Origin of the sequence: Microcoleus sp. PH2017_24_DOB_U_A, assembly GCF_020738205.1 — a bacterium.
GTDB lineage: Bacteria > Cyanobacteriota > Cyanobacteriia > Cyanobacteriales > Microcoleaceae > Microcoleus.
Genome location: NZ_JAEQCT010000103.1, coordinates 1 through 21,577 on the forward strand (window position 1 = coordinate 1; position 21,577 = coordinate 21,577).

A 21,577-nucleotide genomic window follows, 5' to 3' on the forward strand; every position below is an offset into this window, starting at 1 on the left:
CTTGAATTATACTCTTCAAGTATGCTAGTGATAACAAAATCAATAATTTACTCAATCGCTCACCGGTGAGATTAGTCCTTTCTAGGTTATATCCTCCACGCTTAAAGTCTCTAAACATTTCTTCAATTCCAAATCTTTTTGCATAAGCATCAACTGCTGCTTGTATATTTGCCAAGCTAGTCAGAATATACCAAGGTTCTTCTGTAGTAATATTTCGATATTTGCCCAGCCACTTACCTGCCAAATTAAACCCCGTAATGGGTGGGGTTTTTCGGATTGTTACTTCTTGATTGAAAAAGCTATTTCCTGGCTCTAATCCTAGCATTTTTAGTTCAGTCCATAACTCCAATTCCGTCTTGATACAAACATTCTTTTTTAGTCGTAAACAGAAATCTACTTTCTTCTCCCTCAGCCAGTTTGCCAGGGTAACACTACAAAATTCACGATCCTAACACGAGCATTTTATAATCTAATAAGGCCGCGAATACTGGCGTTAATACGAATTGTTGATTTTCCAATGTGCTGTTGCCTTGTTTTTCAAGGACTTTCCAATAAATAGGAATAGCTCTTTTTCGCCAAATCATGCTGACCATCAAAACATTATTTGATTGCCATTTCGTTTTTGTCTATTGCTAAATACACAACCTTATTTTGTTTGATACTACCTTTGATCCAACTAATCACCAGTGGCAACCAAATATTATCCAGACTCCATTCATCCTCCGATAAAAATCTTTGAACTTTTTTTCTTCTACTTTCAAATTTAATGGGCATCGCTAGTTTTGTTGCTATGCTTTCCAATGTGACTTCTTTAATCAATTGCACTACTTGAATCAATAAAATTGCCAATAAGTAATTAGAACGTGTCAGCTTTTCTGACAAATGGGCATGATATAATTCTGGTATCATTTAATTGTTTTTGGGTAAGAAGCTTTCTTACCATATCTTTTTCGAGGCGATTTGTCTAGGATTGCCGGACTGTCTGACTTTCAGGCAACCTGTCACCCCGTCAGGCGGATACTAATTAACTCTGGAACTGGCTACTATCCTAAAATTGCTAGACAGATCAAATCGTTTATTTGCTTTCTAATTAAAAAACTGGTGCAAACATTTTAATGGGAAAACAAATATTTAAAACAAACTTAGTTGTCCGCTACTTACATTATTTTTTTGATGTCGTTTTAATAGACCATTGCGCCAACCTGGATAACATACAGCCGGCCATCCCGTGCTGATAAAATAGGGAATTTTGGCAACTTCTTGAAGCCATATCCTGTACGGTGTATATTCCCTGAAACCGAAGGGATAACGCTCCTTTGATATCCATTTCTTTGCTAACTTTCCGTCTATCGCTTCACCCAAAAGCAAACATTGAACTTCATACTCTAAAAGAGCATTGGCAATGCGATGGATGGCTCTATCCCTCCAGGTTAATCCCTTCATGGGCTAACTCCTATTTCACTAAAATTTCAGTGTTTTATACCCATGCCGAGGCTGTAATATCGATACTTCCTCGGCATAAATTTTAATTTTTCTCTGATTCCTATTGTTGCTTTCTAGCTTCTGAGATTCTACGCTGGAGAGTTTCTAATGCCCTCATTGCTGTCCAATTACCCCGATTAGCTAGTTGGATGTAGTGCTGGATCAAACCTTCGGTGACTTGTTGGTCTAGCCATTCCACCATCTCTACGGTTTGTTGGCAGGCTTGTGGGTTAGTATTGCCGAACATCTCGAACATTCCCAACCGCTGCATCTGCTCGAAGCTCATATCCTGTAAGGCTTTTACGGCTGCTTCAAACTCTTGTTCTGTAAATTGGCGCAACTCATCTGAATGCTGTTGCGACAAAAAGTAATGGATTTCTTTGTACGCGCCGACATACATCTTGCCCAAAGCGCAATCGCATAAGATAGCGTGTTCTGGAAAAACATCATCAGAACCTAAGTTATATGGTTCTAAGTGAATTGCTAGGGCAATGTGTTCTATTAGCGGTTCATAGCAGGCGAAGTAACTGAACGTACCCATTCCCCTGCCGTTACTCCATGTTGCTTTGCTTCCTTGATAGTAAAGAGCAAAGTATTGAACGTTGCTAACTCCGACCATCCCAGGTAACATGGGTGGCATGGTTACGGGTAATTCGATAAATTGTGTTCCTATCATGATTGTTCCTCCTGATTTAGTCCAACAATTAGAAAACATCTTTTAGATTGATGAGGCAAAGTTTTAACGCCTTAATTCCTTCTGCTCTCAAAACTTTGTTTGCCTTATCCAAAAGTTCAAAAGAGTTAAAAAATAGTTAAATTATGCCTTCGGATTTATGAGGTTTTAAGGTGTATCCGCGTTCGTGATGGTGCAGGTGCCGACATTTCACAAAGCCAGCATTCTTGAGGAATTTGTGAATCTTTATTGTCATTGTTCTTTATCCTGTTATTAAAAAGGCATGGGAACCCTGATTTCTTGGTGCTTTCCGTATTCGATGTCTACCTGCTTTCTCAAGCACTCAAATTTATCAAACAAGTCAGTGCGAACGTATGCCGTCTTTTTTCTGGAGCTTAGTTTGTAATAGGCGTGCTGCCACTCAGTAAAAGTATTCAATGATGCTGTATGGTGCAGCAACCAGTCGCAGTTGTTCAGGTGCTTGAATCCCCATTGTTCGTTAGTCCATTCGGTATTCGCATCTCTGCCATGCCAGCATACAAATACCGCCCCTGGGAATCCTTTTAACAGCACTATGTCGTATAAATCCCAAGCTTTTGTGTATTCATGACAAAGTTCTTCGTTGACGCACTCTCCGCATTCATCAAAGCCCATTTGTGTGCAATCTAAACCCAAAGTACAGTTCACGCTTTAACCTCAAATTTGCTATGTTTTCTGCCCTAGCGATAGCCGTTATTTTTAAGTCAATTCTATTTTTTATTTTAACACTAAACCCTGAAATATTGCTATTTTAGTTATGATATTGTCAGGGTTAAATGCTAAGTTTACCGAACTCTTAAGTGGTTTTCACGTTCTCCGAATTGGGCAATTTTCTCTGCTTCGATATCTCCTGATTCCAAAGCTTTGCGGATAGCCATATTATCGGCTGATACTTCAACGTGCTGAAACTTAGGAGGAAGTTTTGCTACTTCACAAGAAAGTTTGAGGGTAATATTCTACCATTCTTACTAATAGTTAAATTGAAGCCAAAATTAGTGGGTTGACTTGAGGATTATAGCGATGGCTGATGTTATCTCGATGAAAGATTGGGTTCCCGGTTAGGTGAGAAATTCTTACATGACTGAAGATGAGGTTAACGTCTTTAGTGAGGAGTTCCACTAATCTCAATTAGAACAAAGCAATCCTCCCAATTCTTTGGACGATCGAGCGCTATTGATCGGGGGAGTTGTGGCAAAGTTGGAATCTATAGACCGTGCTAATTTAGAAAAGTGGTTGCATCGCATTCCTGCCGCATTATTAGTTGAATTAATCGAAAGTTAATCAAACTAAGAAATATCAATACAATAGCTTACGCATTTTTGTAAACGAATAATAATCAAATATATTGAAGTAAGGGAATAATTGCTGTCACCTTTATTGGTCGATTCAGAGTATACACCAAAGCCTACAACTAAGCTTGGTGTATACTCTTGCTTCGTAAAGTAATTCAAAGGTAACTATTAATTTTACTGGCAGCGGCCGAGCATACACCAAGATGATCCGCTGGCGCAGGTTCAACGCGAAGCAGCAAAACTCCTAAACTGCCGTTGCCTTTAAAGCAGCACTTGATAATTGATTCGATTACACCGCACATCAGAGCCTCATAGGTTGTGCCTTCCACAAGCCTTGTGAAAGCTGTAGTACCACCTTACAGATCCATTACCAGTGATCGGGGTACAACAAGGGGTCAAACCCGCTAAGTTGCCCCAATCGCTCCCTGATTTCTTTGATGCGTATGGGTTTGAGAAGAAATCACAAGGGCGATAAGGGCGAGCGAAACCAAGTAGAGGGTTTCACCCCTCATTATTCCCAGATTGCTCTTTGATTGCGTTGCTGCGTATGGATTTGAGCTTTCATATGGCGGGGCGTTCGGGGCGTTCGGAAATTGCTCTCGTGCGTACTGGTTGCGAGCGTTTTTTTTTCAAAGATGGTGTCTAGTTGCTCGTTGCCAAAGACACGTTCCATCAGACCTCGTACCATGATACTGAGCGGGCTGTGTTAGACAAAGTTGTCAAAGATAGCATTTAACATTGATTCCCTCGCCTGAAGACCTGCTGTGTGACTCGCATTTAGACTGCCACCAACCTTCAAAGTCGATCGAGACAACTATACCTTGCACCCGTTGCAGCCAAAGGCAACGGCCACATCCTATCAGTTTCATTGCCGTTGCTTTGAAGCTTGTTTGCGGTGCGACCACTGCTTTTAGGAATTAACGTAAAAGAGGCGTTTTTAAAGAGGACGCTTGACGCGGGCTGGGTGCGTATTACGAGCTCTACCGAGAGTGTATGTCCGTCCCAGACTGATTTGGTTAACCAATCCTTACCTGTTGACAAACCACATAACGAGGCAAAGCCGCATGAAAATAGGAGTCTTTATGATGCCGGGTCATCCACCAGGTCGGGACTATGCAGAAGGACACTATCACAATCTTGATTATCTCGAATTCCTCGACAAAGTAGGCTGTCGCGAAGCATGGATTGGCGAACATTACACGGTGAGAATGGAGCCGCTTCCATCTCCCGATTTACTGATTGCCCAGGCAATTTTGCAAACTCAAAATTTGACTTTGTGTACCGGATCTTTTTTGTTACCGTATCACCATCCGGCGGAGTTGGCACATCGCATTGCATGGCTCGATCGCATTTCCAGAGGCCGATTAATCGTGGGCATCGGTGCCAGCGGCGTCCCAACAGACTGGGCGATGTTCGACGTAGACGGTATGGCCGGTCAGCATCGCGAAATGACCGAAGAATCGCTGGAAATTATGCTAAAACTCTGGCAGAGTTCCGAACCCTTCGAGTATCGAGGCAAGTTCTGGGTGGTGCGTCGCCCAGAACCTGATTTGGACGGGGTGTTCAATTTTCATCTCACGCCACACCAGAAACCTTATCCGCCGATTGCCGTAGCCGGTTTCAGCCCGAAGTCTCCGAGTTTGCACTGGTCTGGTTTGAAAGGTTTTATCCCCGTCAGCATCTCCTACAGCGATACTTATTTAGCCAGTCAGTGGGATGCTTACTCTCTGGGTGCTGCCGCTGCTAACCGGACACCTTTGCGTAGCAATTGGCGCGTGGGACGCGACATCTACATTGCGTCCAGCGAGAGTGAGGCATGGGAAAAGACGGTAAACGGATCGATGGGAGATTTTTACCGCAATTATTTCTTGCCGTTTTTCAAAAAATTGGGTGCGCTTTCAGCTTGCAAGCACCATCCAGACGTAGCGGATTCGGATGTCACGGTTGAGTATTTGGCAAAGCACTGCTGGATCGTCGGGACTCAGGAGACAGTGACTGACAAAATTGGGGAAATGCTGCAATCTTCTGGCGGTTTTGGGACACTGCTGGCGATTTCCTACGACCACTTGGACAATCTGCAAGGTTGGCGCGAATCCATATTCGCTTTGACAAGTGAAGTTGCACCGAAGTTCGAGTCTGTCTAATAAACCTCTCCCTTGCCACTCATTGCCCGATCCGGAACTGTGATTCTTAAGATATCGCTACTTTAATATCCTGTTGGCTGCTTCTGAAAGCTTGAATACCCATTCATCTATCCCGAGCAAGCGATCGCCCCGATCGGGAGCGATCAGGGTACTTCGATCTGCCCTGATCGCCCCCTGGTTTCCTTATGATGTATGGGTTTGAGTAAAAGCGATCGGGGCGATCAGGGCGATCGGGCATTACTTCTCTTTTTTTATAAGGGGGGTGTCTTGTTGCTGGGAACTACCTCCACCCTTTCATTTTTTTGGGAAGTAGTACCCCGATCGCCCTGATCACCCTGATCACCCCTCTCAAACCCTTGATTTTAGGTTATGTTTTTGGTGATCAGGGCAGACTGTGTGGTCAGACCCCTCATTATGCCCCGATCACCTTGATAGTTCTATAAATATTGATATAGCGTTATATTTTTGCTGATCAGGGCATAATGTATGGTCTTACCCCTCACTATGCCCCGATCGCTTTTCACCAAAAACTCAGGGGTAATACCCCTCATAGCAATCTAGCTAATTTAAAATCTTCCCAAAGCATATAAAGCAGGAATTTATGCCACAGCAACGAAGGAAGACTGTACCGAATTGAAGCTTTCAAATTAGCTTTGAGACTTTGTTTAAAAGTAACTGTTTATTCTTCTATTTTTTTACCTAATATCCCCGTAACTATTGCAGCTACTCCTACATTATTGGTGATAGCCTCTCTGACTTTTGGCAATTTACCAACAGGAATGTAGATACTCCTTACCTTCCATTTACCGTTCACCTTAACTTTGTAGCGGTAGTGGTTAACTATGCTTTCACCTTTCCAAAAACTATACACTAACCCGCTGCCTCCCTGAACTACAGTCGTTTGATTTATACTCTCGGCTAGTGAATCATTGGCTGCATTACTGTCGCTTTGATTGGCATCATTGGGGTATACACCAAGACTCGGTATTGAGCTTTGGTGTATACTCTCAACTAGCAAAGAGATGGCGGTGTTAGCATTAGTTGGGTTGTCGCCATCGTGGTATATACCAGAGACTCTTTGATGTTCCTGCGAGGCAGAGACTGAAGATGCTTCTATCCTATTAGTTGTGATAGCAGTTGGGAAAGAAATAGCGCTATTTTTATCCTTTGGATGAGGTGCGGGTGAGGCTTGGTGTATACTCTCACCTTTTAGAGTAATGCTAAAGCTGCTGTTAACTTTATTCTGAATCGTTGAGTATACACCAAGGGGTGTTAATGAAGCTTGGTGTATACTATCTGTTTCTGAATTGATGGGAGAGTTGCTATTAGTTGTACTTGCAGAGTCAGAACATACAATAGACCCGCTTGATTGAGCTTGGTGTATACTCTGGTCTGATAAAGTAATAGCACAATTGCTGTCACCTTCAGTTATAGAATCAGAGTATACACCAAGCATTTCAGTAGTCTTGGTTGATGCTGTTCGATCTAATGGCATAAATTCAAACCGAATCACCCATACTTCAAGGCTGCTGTTGCCTTTAAAGTATTGCTTGATGAACTGTTCGACTGACTCGCACATCTCACCCTCAGCCTGCAAATCTTCATCGGGCATGGCTGCAAGTTTTTCTTTGTAGGGAGCGCAGAGCAACCGACACCAACCAATTTGTTTGCCTCCGTAGCGGATATCTCGATCCAAAGCTTTGATTAGTTTGTTTTGGTTGAAAGCGTTGGTGAATTTCTGGGCGTGGCTGTCTTTCCAAATACGGCGAGTTGCTGTTTTGTGGGGGAGATAAGCCAAGGTTTTGCCGAAGCTAATACCCAGTCCCGATAATGCAAACTCGGTAATATTTTTAATCGATGATTCCAAAAGCTTGGGCGAGGTACTGCACTCGTTTGAGAGCAACGTAAGCTTGTCCGGGCATGACTGTTTTGGCAAAGACGTATCTGGCTCTGATTCGACCTTTGGTTTTGCTCTTGACTTGAAAGTCTGAGATTGAAGGCATTTTGTCCAGTCCAGGGGGAATCCAAATATCAACTCCATCCCCATTGCGGATAAATAATGGGATGCGGAAATGACGCCCAGCTTCCTGAGCGATTGTTCGCACTTGGTCAGCCCCGCAGGTTTTGAATTGGTGCTCGTATTGCTGCTGTGCAAAGTCCTGAAGGAAAGCGACGATAAAAACTCGGTTTCTTTGATGGCCTGCTCCGACTTCCTTTGCCGATAGGAGGAGCGGCTCTTCGACACGATATCCTGCCATTGTGAGAGAGGCAAATACTTCTCTACCTCCTCGGAGGAGCAAGCCTTCTGGATTTTCGATAATAACAAAGCTGGGTCTGGCTTCGAGGATAATTCGGAGCATTTCCCACCACAGACTTGAGTCTGGATGAGCCAATCCTCCTCGCTTCCCGGCATTACTCGTACCAGTGCATGGGAAGCCTCCCCAGATGCAGTCGTATTGTCCTCTTGTAGCGCTAAAAGTTCGGATATCGCTGTGGATTGGGATGCGGGGATAGTGCTGTCGGAGTACATATTGAGCGTCCTCATCGATTTCAACAAATTGTTCGACTTGAAAACAACCCAGAGCAGCAGCCGCTAATTCAAAGCCGCCGATACCCGTAAATAGTGAAAGCGATCGCAGCATGGTTGACACTCCCTTTTTGTAGGTCAATCAAACCAAATGATTAAATCAGTAGTTCAGCAGATGTCAGCAATTCTTTGGCATTCTTAATTCCGACTTAAGAAAGCTCGCTTCAGGTTATTAGTCATGCTAAAACCAATCTTCGGATTCAGATAAAAATCTGTTTTCGGATTCTAAAGGTGGCTGAAATTCTGGCAACAAATTGAGTTGTTTTGGTTCGGCATTAGTTTCGTCTGCATCAACAAAAGGCTCAGACTTCTCTGTAGCTAATTCAATTGCTTGGGAATATACCGATGCTGCCAACTCAAATAATCCCGATCGAGTGATTCTCTCAACCCAATTACCGATACCCAACAAACATTGGCTCCACAAATCAAACTGCTGCCACTGAGTATTGAGAGTTTCTGCATCTAAAGCCGACCAAGTTGCGATCGCCTCCCTCCACTTCTGGACATCTTGAGGAATCCGCCCCTCGAACTCTTTCCTCAATTCTTTGAGCCGTTCTTTTACCGGAGGTGTCAACGCAGCAAATATTTCTGGGCGCAGGTTATCCGGTACTCCCAATCCCTTTACCGCTTCGTAGGTTGTGCCACGGTTGGCCACTTCTGACAACTGGGACACCCATTCATCGATCGCTTGCACTCGATTTGAGCGAACGCAAGAGCTCGGGCTACTTCGGCTAGTTCCCCCCGCTCCCTCAATTTCTGGTTGAGTATGGGTTTGAGTAGGGTAGACATGGGTATTCGGGGCAGAATTCAACTCCTCCCCTGTTTTCTGATGGGAGCCATGCTGTTGGTTGAGAAATACCCTGACCTCTTCATTTCCTTGCGTATTAGCATTGCCATTGCTTTCTTGATCAAAGTCAGGAGTAATGCCCCCCATCATGTTCCGTTCGTTCCATTCTTCAAAAGCCAACAAACCACCTTCACAGCAGCGGAATTTGGCACACCGCCACTCAGGTTCGGGGTGTTGTGGGTTGGGTTTACCCTGGTAGCCGTTGGAAACATCTTCAGTTAGGGAAACATCGACCATGACGCCTGGTATCAGAGCCATGTGAGTCCAGTGAGCGGGTTGTAACTCGCCGTCTTTGCGTAATCGGGGTACGTGATGTTGGGGAATTACAGTTTTGAGGTGAGAGATAAACTTGCTCATACCCCGGTTATCCGAGTAGCCATGCGCTTTGCAATATGCAATAAACCAACTGTGCAATTCGTGGTTCTGGATTTGGGAAGTAGAGTCGGAAGGTCGGAAGCAAAGGTCGATGAAGCTGCGTACCGGGTCGCCGTAGGTAGCTGCATCGAGTTTGGCGAGGCGGATGCGGTTGTTCTTGGAAGGTTGCAGCAGCAGAGCATCGCGCTCTTGTCTCGGCATTGCCAGGGCCCAAGATACGATATCCGCTTTGACGGCAGAGAGTTTGTGACGCAAATAGGGATCTTCCAATCCTTCCCGGCCCTTTGATAGAAGAGGCAAACACCGCCTGTCCCAGCCATCCCCGGCATTTTCGATTTGGAGGTGGTCAACGGAAGCTGCAACAAAGCGGCAGTTCCATTCTTTGGTGTACCCGCAGGATGAATAAAGACTCCGACCTGAAAGTTTGCCATTATCCACCAATTCGTAAAAGGGTCTAATCCCGGTGATGTAACCCCCGGTGTCGGGAATGGTGTACAAAGATTTACCGGTCAGGTGTTGGTGCCGCGATTCGGGATTGCTCAACTCCGCGAAATCACCGGAATGGGAATCCTCTAAGCCAAAGATTTCACCCCAGAGTCTGACTAATGTTCCCTTACCCGAACCCGAAGGCCCGATGACATGGATGAACTTACCGTCGGGTGCGGTAGGGTCAATCAGCATGGAAGTGTAGGCTCTCACCGCATCCAGTTGGTCTTCCCCAAAAGCGGAGATGATAAAGTCGAGAAAAACTTGGGGGCAAGGGCGATCGCGAACGTAATCTGATTCAATGGCAGAAGTGAGGTAATGAGTGGGGTCGTGGGGTAGTAGTTCTCCCGTTCTCATATCCACGGTACCATTCTTAAAAGCTCTAAAGTGCCTGTGTTGGGGAGGTTCCAAGTAAAGGCGCTTCATGGCGTACTTGAGTGCTGAGTTGGTGCAACTTTCACTAGAAAAAGGGAACGTCTCTTCCCATTTCCATTTGCTAACTTGTCGGAGTTTGAATACCTTTTCGCTGCAAGTAGCGATCGCGTGTTCGCAGCGTTTCTCATCCTGTCGCATCCACCATCCCGACCCGGTGTATTGATACATGGCGCTGTTGATCGCTTTGTAATCTTGCCCAAACACTTTCCTCACCACAAAGTCATCAAAGGTTCGCCCCCTGGTGTAGTAATTGAAGTCCAGACCCAACTTGTCGCACAGGTTTCGATAAAACGCATCCCGCTTGCGGTCTGGGCACTTGGTAACTTCCTTGCTTGCTGAATCATCCCGGTTCGCTACTTCACTCAATTCTTTGCCGAATTCCTTTAACCAGGGTGGCGGTGAATTTCCCAACACTTCGCCTATCGTGGGCCAGAAAAAGATATTGAGCACCATTGCATCCTTTATATGCGTTGCCCACTTGGTTGCCTCTTTGAGCACTGCTTGTTTGTCAGCATCAGTATTTCCCTTGGAGCCGGCAATTTGTTGGGCTTTCCACCTCAATCCATGCTCAGCTTTCTCTAAATTGGTATGTTCCAACCAAGCATCGATGCCATTTCTGATGATGAATTTATCGGGGTCGCCATCGCCATCTTCACCTACGGGCAACCGTGGAGCTACATAAGGAATGATGCCCGCCAACAACAAAGATTTGATGCAGCTTTCAATACCTTTATCCCCGGCGCTATCCGGGTCTAGGCAGATAATCACCCTCTCGATTCCCGAACGTCGCAGGGATTGCACCTGCTCGAACGACAAACTAGCCGCGACACAAGCAATAACCCTGGTATCTCCTAGTGCTTGAGCAACTGCTGCATCGGTAACGCCCTCAACTACCACCACTTCTTTATGACCCGCAGCGATCGCCTTGTCGAAGTAAAGCGGCGATTCCTTTGTTGCCAGCCAGGCCCCCTCCTCATCATGAGGATTCCAGCAAGCGTATTTCTTGGGAATTGTTGGCTCAGTCCAAGGTTGCTCTAGTTTCTGAGCTTCCGATAGTTTGCCCCAAGTTCGGTAAGCCGCATCTCTCTCGCCTTTCCACCCCCGGTGGTTTTTCTTGAGCGGCAAAGGTTTCGTCGGACAGTGACCGTACACCGTCAGCGGTTGTCCTAAAGCTGTATGCCACGGGAAAGTAACGTATCCCTCCCACTTGCTGGTGAGCACCCCAACCTCTTCAGCTATCTCTAAGTTATGCTTGTGCTCTTTAAGTTGAGATGCAACTTCATCCTTACTGTAGTAGTAGCCCAATCCCAACTCGGCGATCGCTTCCCTAGGAATGCCCCTTTCGGCAATCAGGTGGTTGAGGGCACTGGTTCCTTCTTCACCCCACAGCCAATCCCGGCACTGAGCGTATACCGCTGCCAATATTCCCCGGCGCGCTTCCCACTTCGCGGCTACTTCGATTTCTCGCGTGTTGAGTTCCCTTGGAGGTAGAGCTACGCCGACCCTAGAAGCTATTTCTCGTAGCGCTTCTACCCAATCAATGCCCTTGGGATGTTCCCACCGACCTACCTTAATGCTGTGAATGTAAGCGATGGGGTCGCCTGCAAATTCGCACCCGGCATCGTAGAAGCGCAGAGTATCGGGCCACACCGCAAATGAAGTTCCTGATTTACTTTTTCTGAAGGGACTGCCTCCCCGCCACTTCTGGCTGCTCCGCTGGAAAGCGTGTGATGGATGGTCGTACACCAAGTCTGCATTGAGCCTGGGTAACACCTCCTGCTCCCAAAACTTCAGCAGGCTCATATCCGTTTTGGTGTTGCTATTTTCGGAAATATGTGTCATGGTAGACTCCTATTGAAAAGAAAAGAAAAATTTATTTGCGCCCGAAGCATTTCCAGTGCGACGGGTTATTTTTTTAGCTGGCTTGTCAGATGTGTTAATTTGTAATTACCTGATAAGTCAATAAATTCACTAATCAGTGAAAACTTATTATCCCTCTCGTCCCTTTGAAGTGACAATTACTCAATAAATATTTACAATGGCTGAACCCGTATCTCCTTTACTAAAGTGGCTTTGTGAAGAACAGGCGGACATCCACGGCAAAGACTTAGCGGAACTAAGCGGCATAGCGCGGCAGACCTGGAGCAAAGTGCGGCAGGGAAAGCAGGATTTGTCGAGCGATTTACTGTGGCGGTGCATGGAGGCGATCGCGCAGTTGCGGCCGCGCAGCGAGTGTGCGGAGGTGATCCGCATCGTCAGCTCTCAAAAGAACGCCTTCGATAAGAAAAGGGAAAGAGAAGAACACCCGCTCTTGAGAATCGAACGGGCGCTATCGGAGCTCAAAGACGAGACTGAGGAGAATCAAGCAATGCTGTTGATGGCCAGGTGCTTGAGGGAATCGCAGAAAAAGGCTAGCTAAACTAATGTTCGATCTAGTTGGCTGAACTAAAAAACAGTGACGCAGTTCGCACCGCTTGCATTACCGTTATTTTCTAGCGCTGAACGTTAGCCAACAGCCAACAAAGGTGCAGTACAAGCTGGAACAATTTCGGCTTCATTGCTCGGGTAATATGCGGTACTCCAACAATCGAGCATCCGACCGTAGAGCAAAGCCGTTTCCTCGACGATGCGAGCGTATTCTTGACCTTGTTCCGACTCTGGGCCGCACTGGGGGATGAGGTCTATGCCCATTGCTAAATGCTGTTGGTCTACATCTTTGTGGATTCTCCAATAGCAGTTAGTTTTTAGCCAGAGTTGGGCAAACACGGGGATGACAGCCGAAAAGAAATCGTAGCTCACGCCCTCTAAAATCTGGTTCATGGCGATGATTTGGTGCTCGTATGATTCACGAAATACCGTTCTAAAACAGTACGCACTGACTAACTTGGTTGCCAGGGTTGGGGTGACTATTCTGGGGTTTTCTCTTGGCTTCAGGAAATCGTGTTTGTGCATCCAATCCACTAACAGCGTGCAGTGATCCACCTCTTCTGCTGCGTGTTGTGCAAAACAGCCTTGGTAGCGTGGGTCGCGACACATAGAGTACCGCAAAGCCAGAGCCGAGGTGAAATCGCTAGATTGATAAAATAGCTGGCGCACCCAACCCCTGACATTTTCTGGATGGTGTGCGGCTGCTAGCGTTTTGTAAAAAGACCCCGAAAGCAAGTTCTCGCGGTGTTCCGCCCCAAAGTCCAAAAGCCACTTCATAAGTTTCTCCTTTCAGAGTTCTTGTGGATTTTACTATGCTATACCAGTAATATATTACTGGTCAACCAAATTAATTCTGCATTCAAAAAAGCAAAGTGCGGTAAGATGTGGGGAACGCTGTTAAGCTAGACTCCTTAGTCTTTAAGGATGCGGCGTTTATGCTAATTAACAGGATGCCGTCCGCTTTCGATTTAGCATCAGATTTTAAAAACCAAAGCACTGCTGGAATTTTGCTGGTTAACCAGCGGCGACAAATTGTGGGTATGACTCCCAATTTGGTAAAAATCTGGCATCTCCCTGAAGTTATAGTGAGGTCTCAATCAGATGAGCTAGCTTTGGAGGTGGTTTCAAATCAGTTTGACAATCCCCACCGTTTTTTGAGCGACATGACTGAGATATATGCGACTTTAGAATTAGACTTGCACAAAATAATCCAACTTCGAGACTGTCGCAAGATTGAACGCCGTTCTCAGCCTTTATGGATAAATCGAATCTATGCCGGTAGGATGTGGGCTTTTCAAGTAACTGAGTAAGTTCAATACTCCGGACAGTTTTTTGAGCAGCGACCCAAAGCCTCATTCTACCGTTAATATTTCACAGAGCCTGGAACCCAGAACCCCCATTCTACCGTTGGTCATTGAAAACTGTCCGGACTATTGTAAGTTGATAAATTAATTAATAAAAATCTGACTAGCTTGAAACCCTGATGTCTAGGGGGCAGGCAATTTTAATTAAAGGGTTAGCAGGGTGTTATGTCTGTTTCGAGCAAAATGAAAGAAGTGTTGCTGCCACCTATTGTTGTCGATCCTGAGGCACCAATTACAATTCCAGCTCAGGTGGTCGAACAAATTAAGTTGTTGATCGTCCTGGGCAAACTCCAACCGAATCAAGCGCTACCACCACTTGCTCGTTTAGCAGAGCATTTACGGATTGGTTATAGTACCGTTATATCCGTATATAACGAATTAATAGCTACCGGTTACCTCGTGGGTCATCGTGGCAAAGGTACTTTTGTTGCTGATTCCGCCCAAGTTCGGCAACTAGCAAACCGCAAGCATTTCTACGATATGCTCGGGGAAGTTTTTAATGCAGCATCTCAATTTGGAATTACTGCCGCCGAGTTCTCCGGTGCTGCTTACGCACAAGCCGCATTAAAACAGCGCCACCAACTAAATTTAGTCTTTGTCAATTTTCTGCCCGATACTATTGACGTAATTCAAAGCCTTCAAACTGACACTGGCTTATCTGTACAATCAATTGATTGGACAAAATTACAATCCAAAGAACCACAAGCATTAAAAGAACTTGCAGGTGCTGATTTCGTGATAACCAGCACTAAACATCTGTGGGATGTAGCTGATTGGATAGCTGATTCTAATAAAGAAGTGATTGGAATTGACGTGCAACCAGATATGCAATTATTAAGCTATATTTCTGCCTTGCCCCGCAATTCTAAGGTGTTGTTTGTGTGCCGAGACCAATCAGGCAGCCAAACGATGCAACACCTGAGTACCTGCAACATCAATAATATCGAACCAACAGCCGTGACATTAGATTGGGTGCAACAAAATACTCAAAAGATGCAGAATTTTGATTTAGTTGTATGTTCGCCCAAAATCAAAAGCCAGCTTGCTAAGTACGTTCTGCATCAAAAGCTCATGGTTTTTGGCATCAGAATCGATCCTCTAAATCTATTAGTGATCCAAGCTCGCTTGGCAGCAGCAAGCATGGAAAAATCGCTGTAGTTGGAGCGACTTTTTTCTATCGTTATGCAGGCTTAGAGCAGCATTAGAGCTAGAGCATTAACCGTGCTTGCGATCTGCTGGCAAAAAAATAGGAAAAAGCTATGAATCAGACTTTTAGCAACTGCATCAGAGAAGCACGTCACAATAAGGGATACAGCCAGCGAGATTTGGCTGCATTGGTAAAGGTGGATTACACCTATCTTTCCAAACTAGAGAACAATCGCACTGAGTATGCGCCAAGTGAGGAGATTATTAAGTTATTAGCGCATCATTTAGAATTGGATACCCAGGAACTAATCTATCAAGCTGGTCGCATCACCGCCGAAGATGCTAAAGTTGTCGGAGAACTTGCCAAAACTTATCAAAAACAACTGCCCGTGCTGCTGCGCTTAATTCGCGACAATCCCGAACTTAATCGAAAGTTTTTTGGGAAGCAGCATACACCAAAAGTAAATTAACTCACTGATTTTGATACCGATACCGTGAAGCAACTCGAACTATTTTCAACACAAAAACCCAATTATTCAAGGCAACCTTATCAACTAGAAATGAGTGCCGATGCCTTGTGCCAATGGAAACAGCGCATATTCGACTACCAGCAATCTGCTTCATCCAGTCAACCTCAACAACAAACGCTGTTCGAGTTAGCACCTAACCCTTGCGATGCCCTCGATCCATTTTCCCTGCAACTGCACAACCTCTCATTCTGCGATAAACCGGATTGGGGCGATCGCACTTGCTTATACTTTGTTATCGATGCTGCTAAGCCAACACCTTTACTTCTGTATGTTGGGGAAACTCACCGCACTCCTAAGCAACGGTGGGTGAACCATTACTGCTACGGCTATGTTGGCAGCTACATCGAACTGCACCGGCGGTATTCCCTGGATGTCGCTGTGGGTATTGCTTTTTGGTACGGAGCGCCGGCTAATCGAAAACAGCGGCTGCAATTAGAGTCAGACCTAATCTACAAGTGGAAGTCGCCCTTCAATAAAGAGTGTTGGCAGTGGTGGGGACAGCCTTTTGGTAAGTGAAATTGCTAGAATTTGGTATGTTAAAGTTAGTTAACCAGACGGGAACAATCAGCCATCTCCGAATCAAATATGGATCGATTTGAATTTCAGCTAGCAATGCTCCAAAAAGGAGCAGAGGAACTAGAGAAAAAAATAGCTAACTTCAATACAATTTTGCAGCAGTTAAAAACAGCGGCAATTACCATTTGGGTAGCGCTGATTGGTTGGGCGTTTGCCAGCAAAATAGATGCGTTAGTTCCGCTGGGATACGTTATAATTTTTGGTTTTTGGTTGTTAGAAGCGACCTATTGGAGAGTGCAATTTTATTGCATACAAAGAGTCGATGCACTTACCCAATTCTTGAATAATCAAAGCGCCTTAGATGAAAGTTTTAATACCCGTTCGATACCCGAAGGTCTAGTTCACCCGCTCGGCTTTTTAAAAACACTTAAAATGCCTTCTTTAGGTCGATCTCTCTGCGCTCCATCAATCTATATTTTTTATACCTTTTTGTTGGCTGTTAATTCTGTTGTTTGGTTGATAACTTTAAAAAAAGCTCTTTAACCGCAATACTCCGGACAGTTTTTTGAGCAGCGACTCAAACCTTCATTCTACCGTTAATATTTCACAGAGCCGGGAAGCTGGAACCCGCATTCTACCATTTGTGATTGAAAACTGTCCGGACTATTGTAACCGGGCATCAAGTGAGAACCTACGCCAACCGTCTATGAAAAAGTACCTCAACCTTGCCAGCGCCCTTATCGCCTCGCTCAAACCCAAATCTCAGTCACCCACAATCGATACCTACGGTCAATCCCCGCTAACTGAGGAACAGCAGCAAGCCATGATGGAATGGTTGTTCGCCAGTTTGATGGGTGCTGGGTATTTCGCCAAAGCTCACCTCATCTGGGATGATGGCAAAGACAGGGAACGGGAGATATTTACCGCATTGATGAGAAACGAGCCAATATTCCTGTACCGTCAAGGAGCGCGACCTACCCCAAGCGTTGAAAGATATTGCTGGTTGCTGCTGGGCGAACATCCAAGTCTAAGGGTTTATCAGTTGCAGATGGAAGTTGAAGGAGATTGAGGGTGATCGATAGCTATATTAAATTGATGTATTGTAATTTGTGATACAAATACAAGTTGTACATTAACGTTATCTCTCTTTATTCTGAGGTTTTTTGATGGCAATCGAACTTTCAAGTCTAACGTTTACCAACAAGGCTGATATTGTCCCCGCGTTTGGGACTGAGCAAATACTCAATACGGGCATTACTAATACTCTTGCTGGCGACGAAATAATCAATGGTAAGAGTGGGAACAGTAACCCCGGCGTTGGGGTTCCTGCCCCCAAAGGTGGCGTTGTCAACACTGGCACGCTTAATACCGATGGCGGTAACGACAGACTCACGGGCATTTTCAATGACCCAACCAACAATTCTTTTACGGGTTATGGTATTTACAACGTAGAAGGCATCATTGATACTGGTGAGGGTAACGACATACTTACGGGTATTGGCATAGATCGTGGCATTTTGGGTCAGTCTGGCACCCTCAATACTGGAAATGGCAACGACACAATAACGGGTACTGGCTTTTTCGGCATCGAAAACAATTGGGATACCTTCAATACCGGTGATGGTAGCGACATAATAACTGGCATTGGTACCAAATTCGGTGGCATTCTCAATTACCGGCCTATAAATACTGGCGATGGCAATGACATAATCACTGGTACAACCAGCAGTGGCAGCGGTATCACTAACTCTTCCAACGGTACAATTAATACTGGTGATGGTAACGACATAATAACTGCCATTGGCAATTATTATATCCTCTACAACAACGGTACAATTAATACTGGTAATGGTAACGACTCCATCATTGCCGAGCACAATGGCAATTTGCCATTATACAGCAGCGTCAACGACGGTACAATTGATACTGGTAGTGGTAACGACTCCATCATTTTACAGGGAGGACTTTACAACTCTGGCGGGTTGTTTTTAGGAGAGGGTAACGATTCCCTTGCTCTCACTGCCTCTAAATACTTTCCTAACCGTGCCCTTGACAACTACAACGTCATTGAGACTGGAGATGGTGACGACATAATCACTAGCACTGGTGTCATTTACAACGAGGGTGTTTTTAGTGAGGGTGTTATTAATACTGGTAATGGTAAAGACTCCATTATTGCTGATGGAGGCTTTGAGGGTAGCGGTAACGTGTTCCTAGGAAATGGTAAAGACTATCTCAAGGGTTTTGGTAACGGTAATTTCAATGGCGGAAACGGTAAAGATACACTGGAATTAACATCAGGCAGTTATACCGTTGGAATATCGGGAACAACGATAAACTTCACCAAGGGTAGCAGCATTATGATAACTTCCGAGTTTGAAAAACTCATAGCTGGTAGCAGAACGTATGATTTTACCAGTTTGACCGGGGGTCAGATAATTAGTGTCGCCTAGCAGTCTGTTTGAAAAGTTCTTGAAATCAGTTGGCGGTCGAAGTTGAAGAAAATTAGATGGCGTTTGATGTAGTTTCTCCAACAAATATACCAGAACTAATCGCAATAGTTGCAAAGCTCAAGACAGCACTAGCTGTGATGGGTAAATCCCATATACGATTGATTAGGGATTGACAACAATAATTCCTTTGCCTGAACCTGCGTAGATTTCAACGTGAGCTACTCGTCCAGTACCCGTATAAAATCGTACTTGTGCTTTGGCTTGAGATGGCATTGATTTCCAACTTCCATTTCCTGAAGATTTCAAAGTGGTCTTAAATCCATCATTCCAGGTAATGATAATTTGAGTTGTAGTCTGTTTAATACCACAGCCTATTTTTTGTGCCTGTGGTTGATTCTGTCCATAAAAACTACATTTAGAGCGATAAGTTTCACCAGCATTTCTTGTTTGGGCTTGAGCATTGGTACTAAAAGCGATGGCAGGTGCTAGTAACATACTTGCCACCAAAGCTGTTTTATAAAATAAAGATGACTTTAGTTTCATAGCTTGAATGATAAAAATAACGCGATATTACTTTAATATTCATGTCGTGGTATTTTAATCAGGATTAAACTTTGATAATTATCTTTAACCTTCCCATTTTGTTGAATATCTCCGAATACTCCAAGTCATAGAGAGTCAGCATCACAGGAACAGGCTGGATATTCGGGTGATGTCATGAGAAAGCCCCAGTTGATTTCCGGGGCTAGATGACTTATTTAAGTTTCAAAGCTCTTGATTGCACCTGAATCAGCAACCTTTCAGCGCTCTGTTGAATGGCATCATCGGAATGGATATCCTGAATGTCAATCAGCCGGATAGCGGTATCCTCTACTTCTTGCAGCAGGATTAATTCATCAGAAGTCAGCGCATCTCGTAGATTATCGGGATGAACGCCCAAATCTTCAGCTAACCGCTTAGCTTTGCGTCCAAACACAACTAAAGTTACTCGTTGAGAAGCATTAACGTAAAGCCATTTGCGACTGTTTTCTGATAGTTCGGGATGGCGTTCGATGTAGCTTTTGATGGCATCCGTTAGTCGTCGGCGAATACGCTTGCCTTCTAGCCGAATTCTCATAAACTCTTGTCGTTCTTCTTCTGCTCGTTGCACTCCGAACGCACTATCGGCACGTCGTTCGATTGATTCGGCAGCACAAGTACCAAGTAAACGCGCTCCCGTCGCATTTCCCGTGATTGCCTCCTTTATCCAGTATGCAACTGCTAAATCAATGGGAATGATATTGATTTGGACATTGTTCCCCTTGATTGAGGTTCTCTTACTGCGGAAACCTTTATAAGGTAAAGCTTATGGGCTTTTAGATACCAAAAAGTCGCCGAACGAAACTTTTGTTTTTCCAACAGCCTCAGCTACCTGGGTTTGGCTCAGCACGTACTGGCTGTCGGGCAGCATGAAAACCTCTAAGGGAATGCTTCCCAAGTAAATTGTCGCTCTTTCTGCTAGCATATTGTGTTGCACCTTTGCGAAATGGTGTATAGCGAGCGCTTCCTTAGATGTCCAGTCGGTAGAGGCGCTCGCTTTTAAATTATACTATAATTGTATGTCATACTTATTCAATGCTTGGCTAGTATAACTTAAAACAATAAGGCATACGAAATAAAAATGAGAAAAAAAGGGCAACCGCTGACGGAGTACAACGAAATGAAGACGCGCATTACGGTTTCCATTACGCCAACTGCCGTCAATGGCATAGATGCGATCGCAGATTCTCTAGACATTTCCAGATCGGAATTACTTGAAAGGATAGGGCGCGGGATGTTGCAAGTGAAGGCGGTGCAGTTGGAAGAACCAGGAAATTAAGAAAGGCTTTACATCAACTGAAAAATAATTGATAGCTCGTTGGGAGGGCGGTATTGTGGATGAAATCATCAGAGTCGAGTGTCAAACAGTGCGGTTTTTCGAGGGACTCGAAGTTGACGGCTACCGAATGCCTAGCGGGGAATTTCGGGTGGGGCTGACGGGGGCGAGTTTGGTGTTGGGATACAAGGAAAATTGGCTCCGCCGCATTCTCAGTCGCGGTGGTACGGCATTGAATGCGCTGCGGGGGTTGGGTTTTACGGAACAAATCGAGGAAGTGGTACGCGAAACCGTTCGGGGCGATCGGGAAGTGAGAACGATTGGACTCAGAGATTTCAACCGGCTCATTGCCTACGCAGTTGCCGATGGGAAAAAAGCAGCACTTGCCCTTCAGCTTGCGTTGACGGAAGTCGCGCTCAACGATTTCTTTGTCGATGCTTTTGGGGAACCGCCGCTCACAATTGAAGAGAAGCGCCGATTGTTCTACGAAGCCTATGCCGCTACCATTAGCCCGGAGAATTGGCAGGAGATGGATCGAGAGGACATCCTGCGGTTGGCGCTACCTGGAGATGAGCCGCATTTGCTCTGGGGACTGTGGAATGCTTTACGTGGGGAGTAGCTACTTCATCTATGTTAGGGCTTGCTGAAAAAGTCAGAAAACAGCATTTAGAAAGATGAGTGAATTTGAGAATGCCTCGGCAATATAAGTTTTATCAATCTTGTGATGGCGAAACATAGCTTTTGCCAATCATTTGAGCCAAAAAACATCCCCAAAGATTTTTATTATGAAATAGACCGAAAAAAAGCCAAAAAGCCTGCCTTCTTCTGGGCAGAAAGATTCATCACCAGAAAAGTTATTGCGATGCTTGTTTCAGAAGTATTATTAAGTTTAGCCATCACTCTACCAAGGCTAAATCTTCTTTTAG

24 protein-coding genes are annotated in these 21,577 nt (G+C 45.0%); 11 read left to right on the top strand and 13 right to left on the bottom strand.

Features of this window, described 5'->3' with window-relative positions:
- The 5 genes from JGK07_RS25870 to JGK07_RS25890 all read right to left on the bottom strand — a co-directional run.
- The coding region (locus tag JGK07_RS25870) for a transposase (RefSeq protein ID WP_366934337.1) at positions 1-424 on the bottom strand (424 nt) is incomplete at its 3' end.
- 176 nt (positions 425-600) lie between these two features.
- Positions 601-909 (bottom strand): hypothetical protein, encoded by a 309-nt coding sequence (locus tag JGK07_RS25875; protein WP_293243089.1) that lies wholly within the window; start codon positions 907-909, stop codon positions 601-603.
- A 222-nt stretch (positions 910-1,131) separates the two neighbouring features.
- Complete coding sequence (locus JGK07_RS25880) at positions 1,132-1,443, bottom strand: hypothetical protein (RefSeq protein WP_293243092.1); 312 nt, start codon at positions 1,441-1,443, stop codon at positions 1,132-1,134.
- A 100-nt stretch (positions 1,444-1,543) separates the two neighbouring features.
- Positions 1,544-2,158 carry a hypothetical protein gene (locus tag JGK07_RS25885; RefSeq protein ID WP_293243095.1) on the bottom strand — a complete coding sequence of 205 codons (615 nt, stop codon included), beginning with the start codon at positions 2,156-2,158 and terminating at the stop codon, positions 1,544-1,546.
- 270 nt (positions 2,159-2,428) lie between these two features.
- Positions 2,429-2,842, bottom strand: a complete 414-nt coding sequence (locus JGK07_RS25890; protein ID WP_293243098.1) for a hypothetical protein — start codon at positions 2,840-2,842, stop codon at positions 2,429-2,431.
- Between the two features lie 1,708 nt (positions 2,843-4,550).
- Between JGK07_RS25890 and JGK07_RS25895 the strand changes: the two genes are divergently transcribed.
- Positions 4,551-5,630: an LLM class flavin-dependent oxidoreductase gene (locus JGK07_RS25895; protein WP_293243101.1), complete on the top strand. Its 1,080-nt coding sequence runs from the start codon at positions 4,551-4,553 to the stop codon at positions 5,628-5,630.
- Positions 5,631-6,309: 679 nt separating this feature from the next.
- Here JGK07_RS25895 and JGK07_RS25900 read toward each other — a convergent pair.
- From JGK07_RS25900 to JGK07_RS25910, 3 genes are all read right to left on the bottom strand, one after another.
- Complete coding sequence (locus JGK07_RS25900) at positions 6,310-7,497, bottom strand: hypothetical protein (RefSeq protein ID WP_293243104.1); 1,188 nt, start codon at positions 7,495-7,497, stop codon at positions 6,310-6,312.
- A complete protein-coding gene (locus JGK07_RS25905; RefSeq protein WP_293243107.1) occupies positions 7,481-8,272 on the bottom strand; it encodes a DNA cytosine methyltransferase in 792 nt (263 codons plus the stop codon). The genes JGK07_RS25900 and JGK07_RS25905 overlap by 17 nt, the downstream gene beginning before the upstream one ends.
- A 126-nt stretch (positions 8,273-8,398) precedes the next feature.
- Positions 8,399-12,202 carry a toprim domain-containing protein gene (locus JGK07_RS25910; protein WP_293243110.1) on the bottom strand — a complete coding sequence of 1,268 codons (3,804 nt, stop codon included), beginning with the start codon at positions 12,200-12,202 and terminating at the stop codon, positions 8,399-8,401.
- 196 nt (positions 12,203-12,398) lie between these two features.
- Here JGK07_RS25910 and JGK07_RS25915 point away from each other — a divergent pair, with 196 nt between their 5' ends.
- The gene (locus JGK07_RS25915) at positions 12,399-12,779 is read left to right on the top strand and encodes a hypothetical protein (protein ID WP_293243112.1); all 381 of its coding nucleotides are present in this window, start codon (positions 12,399-12,401) and stop codon (positions 12,777-12,779) included.
- 86 nt (positions 12,780-12,865) lie between these two features.
- On the opposite strand, the gene JGK07_RS25920 is transcribed toward JGK07_RS25915, so the two are convergent.
- Positions 12,866-13,564, bottom strand: coding sequence for an iron-containing redox enzyme family protein (locus JGK07_RS25920; RefSeq protein ID WP_293243115.1), 699 nt, complete (start codon positions 13,562-13,564; stop codon positions 12,866-12,868).
- 107 nt (positions 13,565-13,671) lie between these two features.
- Here JGK07_RS25920 and JGK07_RS25925 point away from each other — a divergent pair, with 107 nt between their 5' ends.
- The 7 genes from JGK07_RS25925 to JGK07_RS25955 all read left to right on the top strand — a co-directional run bounded on the left by JGK07_RS25925 (position 13,672) and on the right by JGK07_RS25955 (position 18,796).
- The gene (locus JGK07_RS25925) at positions 13,672-14,097 is read left to right on the top strand and encodes a hypothetical protein (RefSeq protein WP_293291109.1); all 426 of its coding nucleotides are present in this window, start codon (positions 13,672-13,674) and stop codon (positions 14,095-14,097) included.
- A 219-nt stretch (positions 14,098-14,316) separates the two neighbouring features.
- The gene (locus JGK07_RS25930) at positions 14,317-15,309 is read left to right on the top strand and encodes a GntR family transcriptional regulator (RefSeq protein ID WP_293243121.1); all 993 of its coding nucleotides are present in this window, start codon (positions 14,317-14,319) and stop codon (positions 15,307-15,309) included.
- A gap of 101 nt (positions 15,310-15,410) precedes the next feature.
- Positions 15,411-15,767, top strand: coding sequence for a helix-turn-helix transcriptional regulator (locus JGK07_RS25935; protein WP_293243124.1), 357 nt, complete (start codon positions 15,411-15,413; stop codon positions 15,765-15,767).
- 24 nt (positions 15,768-15,791) lie between these two features.
- Positions 15,792-16,343 (top strand): hypothetical protein, encoded by a 552-nt coding sequence (locus JGK07_RS25940; protein WP_293243127.1) that lies wholly within the window; start codon positions 15,792-15,794, stop codon positions 16,341-16,343.
- A gap of 69 nt (positions 16,344-16,412) precedes the next feature.
- Positions 16,413-16,886 carry a hypothetical protein gene (locus JGK07_RS25945; protein ID WP_293243130.1) on the top strand — a complete coding sequence of 158 codons (474 nt, stop codon included), beginning with the start codon at positions 16,413-16,415 and terminating at the stop codon, positions 16,884-16,886.
- Positions 16,887-17,049: 163 nt separating this feature from the next.
- Positions 17,050-17,412 carry a hypothetical protein gene (locus JGK07_RS25950; RefSeq protein ID WP_293243133.1) on the top strand — a complete coding sequence of 121 codons (363 nt, stop codon included), beginning with the start codon at positions 17,050-17,052 and terminating at the stop codon, positions 17,410-17,412.
- Between the two features lie 97 nt (positions 17,413-17,509).
- Positions 17,510-18,796 (top strand): hypothetical protein, encoded by a 1,287-nt coding sequence (locus JGK07_RS25955; protein WP_293243136.1) that lies wholly within the window; start codon positions 17,510-17,512, stop codon positions 18,794-18,796.
- 162 nt (positions 18,797-18,958) lie between these two features.
- Here the strand turns inward: JGK07_RS25955 and JGK07_RS25960 are convergent, their stop codons facing one another.
- The 3 genes from JGK07_RS25960 to JGK07_RS25970 all read right to left on the bottom strand — a co-directional run bounded on the left by JGK07_RS25960 (position 18,959) and on the right by JGK07_RS25970 (position 20,300).
- A complete protein-coding gene (locus JGK07_RS25960; RefSeq protein WP_293243139.1) occupies positions 18,959-19,339 on the bottom strand; it encodes a hypothetical protein in 381 nt (126 codons plus the stop codon).
- Between the two features lie 211 nt (positions 19,340-19,550).
- A complete protein-coding gene (locus JGK07_RS25965; protein ID WP_293243142.1) occupies positions 19,551-19,946 on the bottom strand; it encodes a hypothetical protein in 396 nt (131 codons plus the stop codon).
- 195 nt (positions 19,947-20,141) lie between these two features.
- Entirely contained in the window at positions 20,142-20,300 is a 159-nt protein-coding gene (locus JGK07_RS25970) for a hypothetical protein (RefSeq protein WP_293243145.1), read from the bottom strand.
- A gap of 156 nt (positions 20,301-20,456) precedes the next feature.
- Here JGK07_RS25970 and JGK07_RS25975 point away from each other — a divergent pair, with 156 nt between their 5' ends.
- Together JGK07_RS25975 and JGK07_RS25980 are read left to right on the top strand one after the other, a co-directional pair.
- Positions 20,457-20,654 carry a hypothetical protein gene (locus tag JGK07_RS25975; protein ID WP_293243148.1) on the top strand — a complete coding sequence of 66 codons (198 nt, stop codon included), beginning with the start codon at positions 20,457-20,459 and terminating at the stop codon, positions 20,652-20,654.
- Between the two features lie 28 nt (positions 20,655-20,682).
- Positions 20,683-21,270 carry a hypothetical protein gene (locus JGK07_RS25980; RefSeq protein WP_293243151.1) on the top strand — a complete coding sequence of 196 codons (588 nt, stop codon included), beginning with the start codon at positions 20,683-20,685 and terminating at the stop codon, positions 21,268-21,270.
- 164 nt (positions 21,271-21,434) lie between these two features.
- On the opposite strand, the gene JGK07_RS25985 is transcribed toward JGK07_RS25980, so the two are convergent.
- Positions 21,435-21,577, bottom strand: a 143-nt coding sequence (locus JGK07_RS25985) for a transposase (RefSeq protein WP_293243157.1), incomplete at its 5' end; no start/stop codon positions are given.

Excerpts from the sequence above, each read along its gene's own strand:
- JGK07_RS25875 (WP_293243089.1), bottom strand. The coding sequence starts at position 909 with ATGATACCAGAATTATATCATGCCCATTTGTCAGAAAAGCTGACACGT.
- JGK07_RS25880 (WP_293243092.1), bottom strand. The coding sequence starts at position 1,443 with ATGAAGGGATTAACCTGGAGGGATAGAGCCATCCATCGCATTGCCAAT.
- JGK07_RS25885 (WP_293243095.1), bottom strand. The coding sequence starts at position 2,158 with ATGATAGGAACACAATTTATCGAATTACCCGTAACCATGCCACCCATG.
- JGK07_RS25895 (WP_293243101.1), top strand. The coding sequence starts at position 4,551 with ATGAAAATAGGAGTCTTTATGATGCCGGGTCATCCACCAGGTCGGGAC.
- JGK07_RS25905 (WP_293243107.1), bottom strand. The coding sequence starts at position 8,272 with ATGCTGCGATCGCTTTCACTATTTACGGGTATCGGCGGCTTTGAATTA.
- JGK07_RS25910 (WP_293243110.1), bottom strand. The coding sequence starts at position 12,202 with ATGACACATATTTCCGAAAATAGCAACACCAAAACGGATATGAGCCTG.
- JGK07_RS25915 (WP_293243112.1), top strand. The coding sequence starts at position 12,399 with ATGGCTGAACCCGTATCTCCTTTACTAAAGTGGCTTTGTGAAGAACAG.
- JGK07_RS25920 (WP_293243115.1), bottom strand. The coding sequence starts at position 13,564 with ATGAAGTGGCTTTTGGACTTTGGGGCGGAACACCGCGAGAACTTGCTT.
- JGK07_RS25930 (WP_293243121.1), top strand. The coding sequence starts at position 14,317 with ATGTCTGTTTCGAGCAAAATGAAAGAAGTGTTGCTGCCACCTATTGTT.
- JGK07_RS25935 (WP_293243124.1), top strand. The coding sequence starts at position 15,411 with ATGAATCAGACTTTTAGCAACTGCATCAGAGAAGCACGTCACAATAAG.
- JGK07_RS25945 (WP_293243130.1), top strand. The coding sequence starts at position 16,413 with ATGGATCGATTTGAATTTCAGCTAGCAATGCTCCAAAAAGGAGCAGAG.
- JGK07_RS25950 (WP_293243133.1), top strand. The coding sequence starts at position 17,050 with ATGAAAAAGTACCTCAACCTTGCCAGCGCCCTTATCGCCTCGCTCAAA.
- JGK07_RS25955 (WP_293243136.1), top strand. The coding sequence starts at position 17,510 with ATGGCAATCGAACTTTCAAGTCTAACGTTTACCAACAAGGCTGATATT.
- JGK07_RS25960 (WP_293243139.1), bottom strand. The coding sequence starts at position 19,339 with ATGAAACTAAAGTCATCTTTATTTTATAAAACAGCTTTGGTGGCAAGT.
- JGK07_RS25970 (WP_293243145.1), bottom strand. The coding sequence starts at position 20,300 with ATGCTAGCAGAAAGAGCGACAATTTACTTGGGAAGCATTCCCTTAGAG.
- JGK07_RS25975 (WP_293243148.1), top strand. The coding sequence starts at position 20,457 with ATGAGAAAAAAAGGGCAACCGCTGACGGAGTACAACGAAATGAAGACG.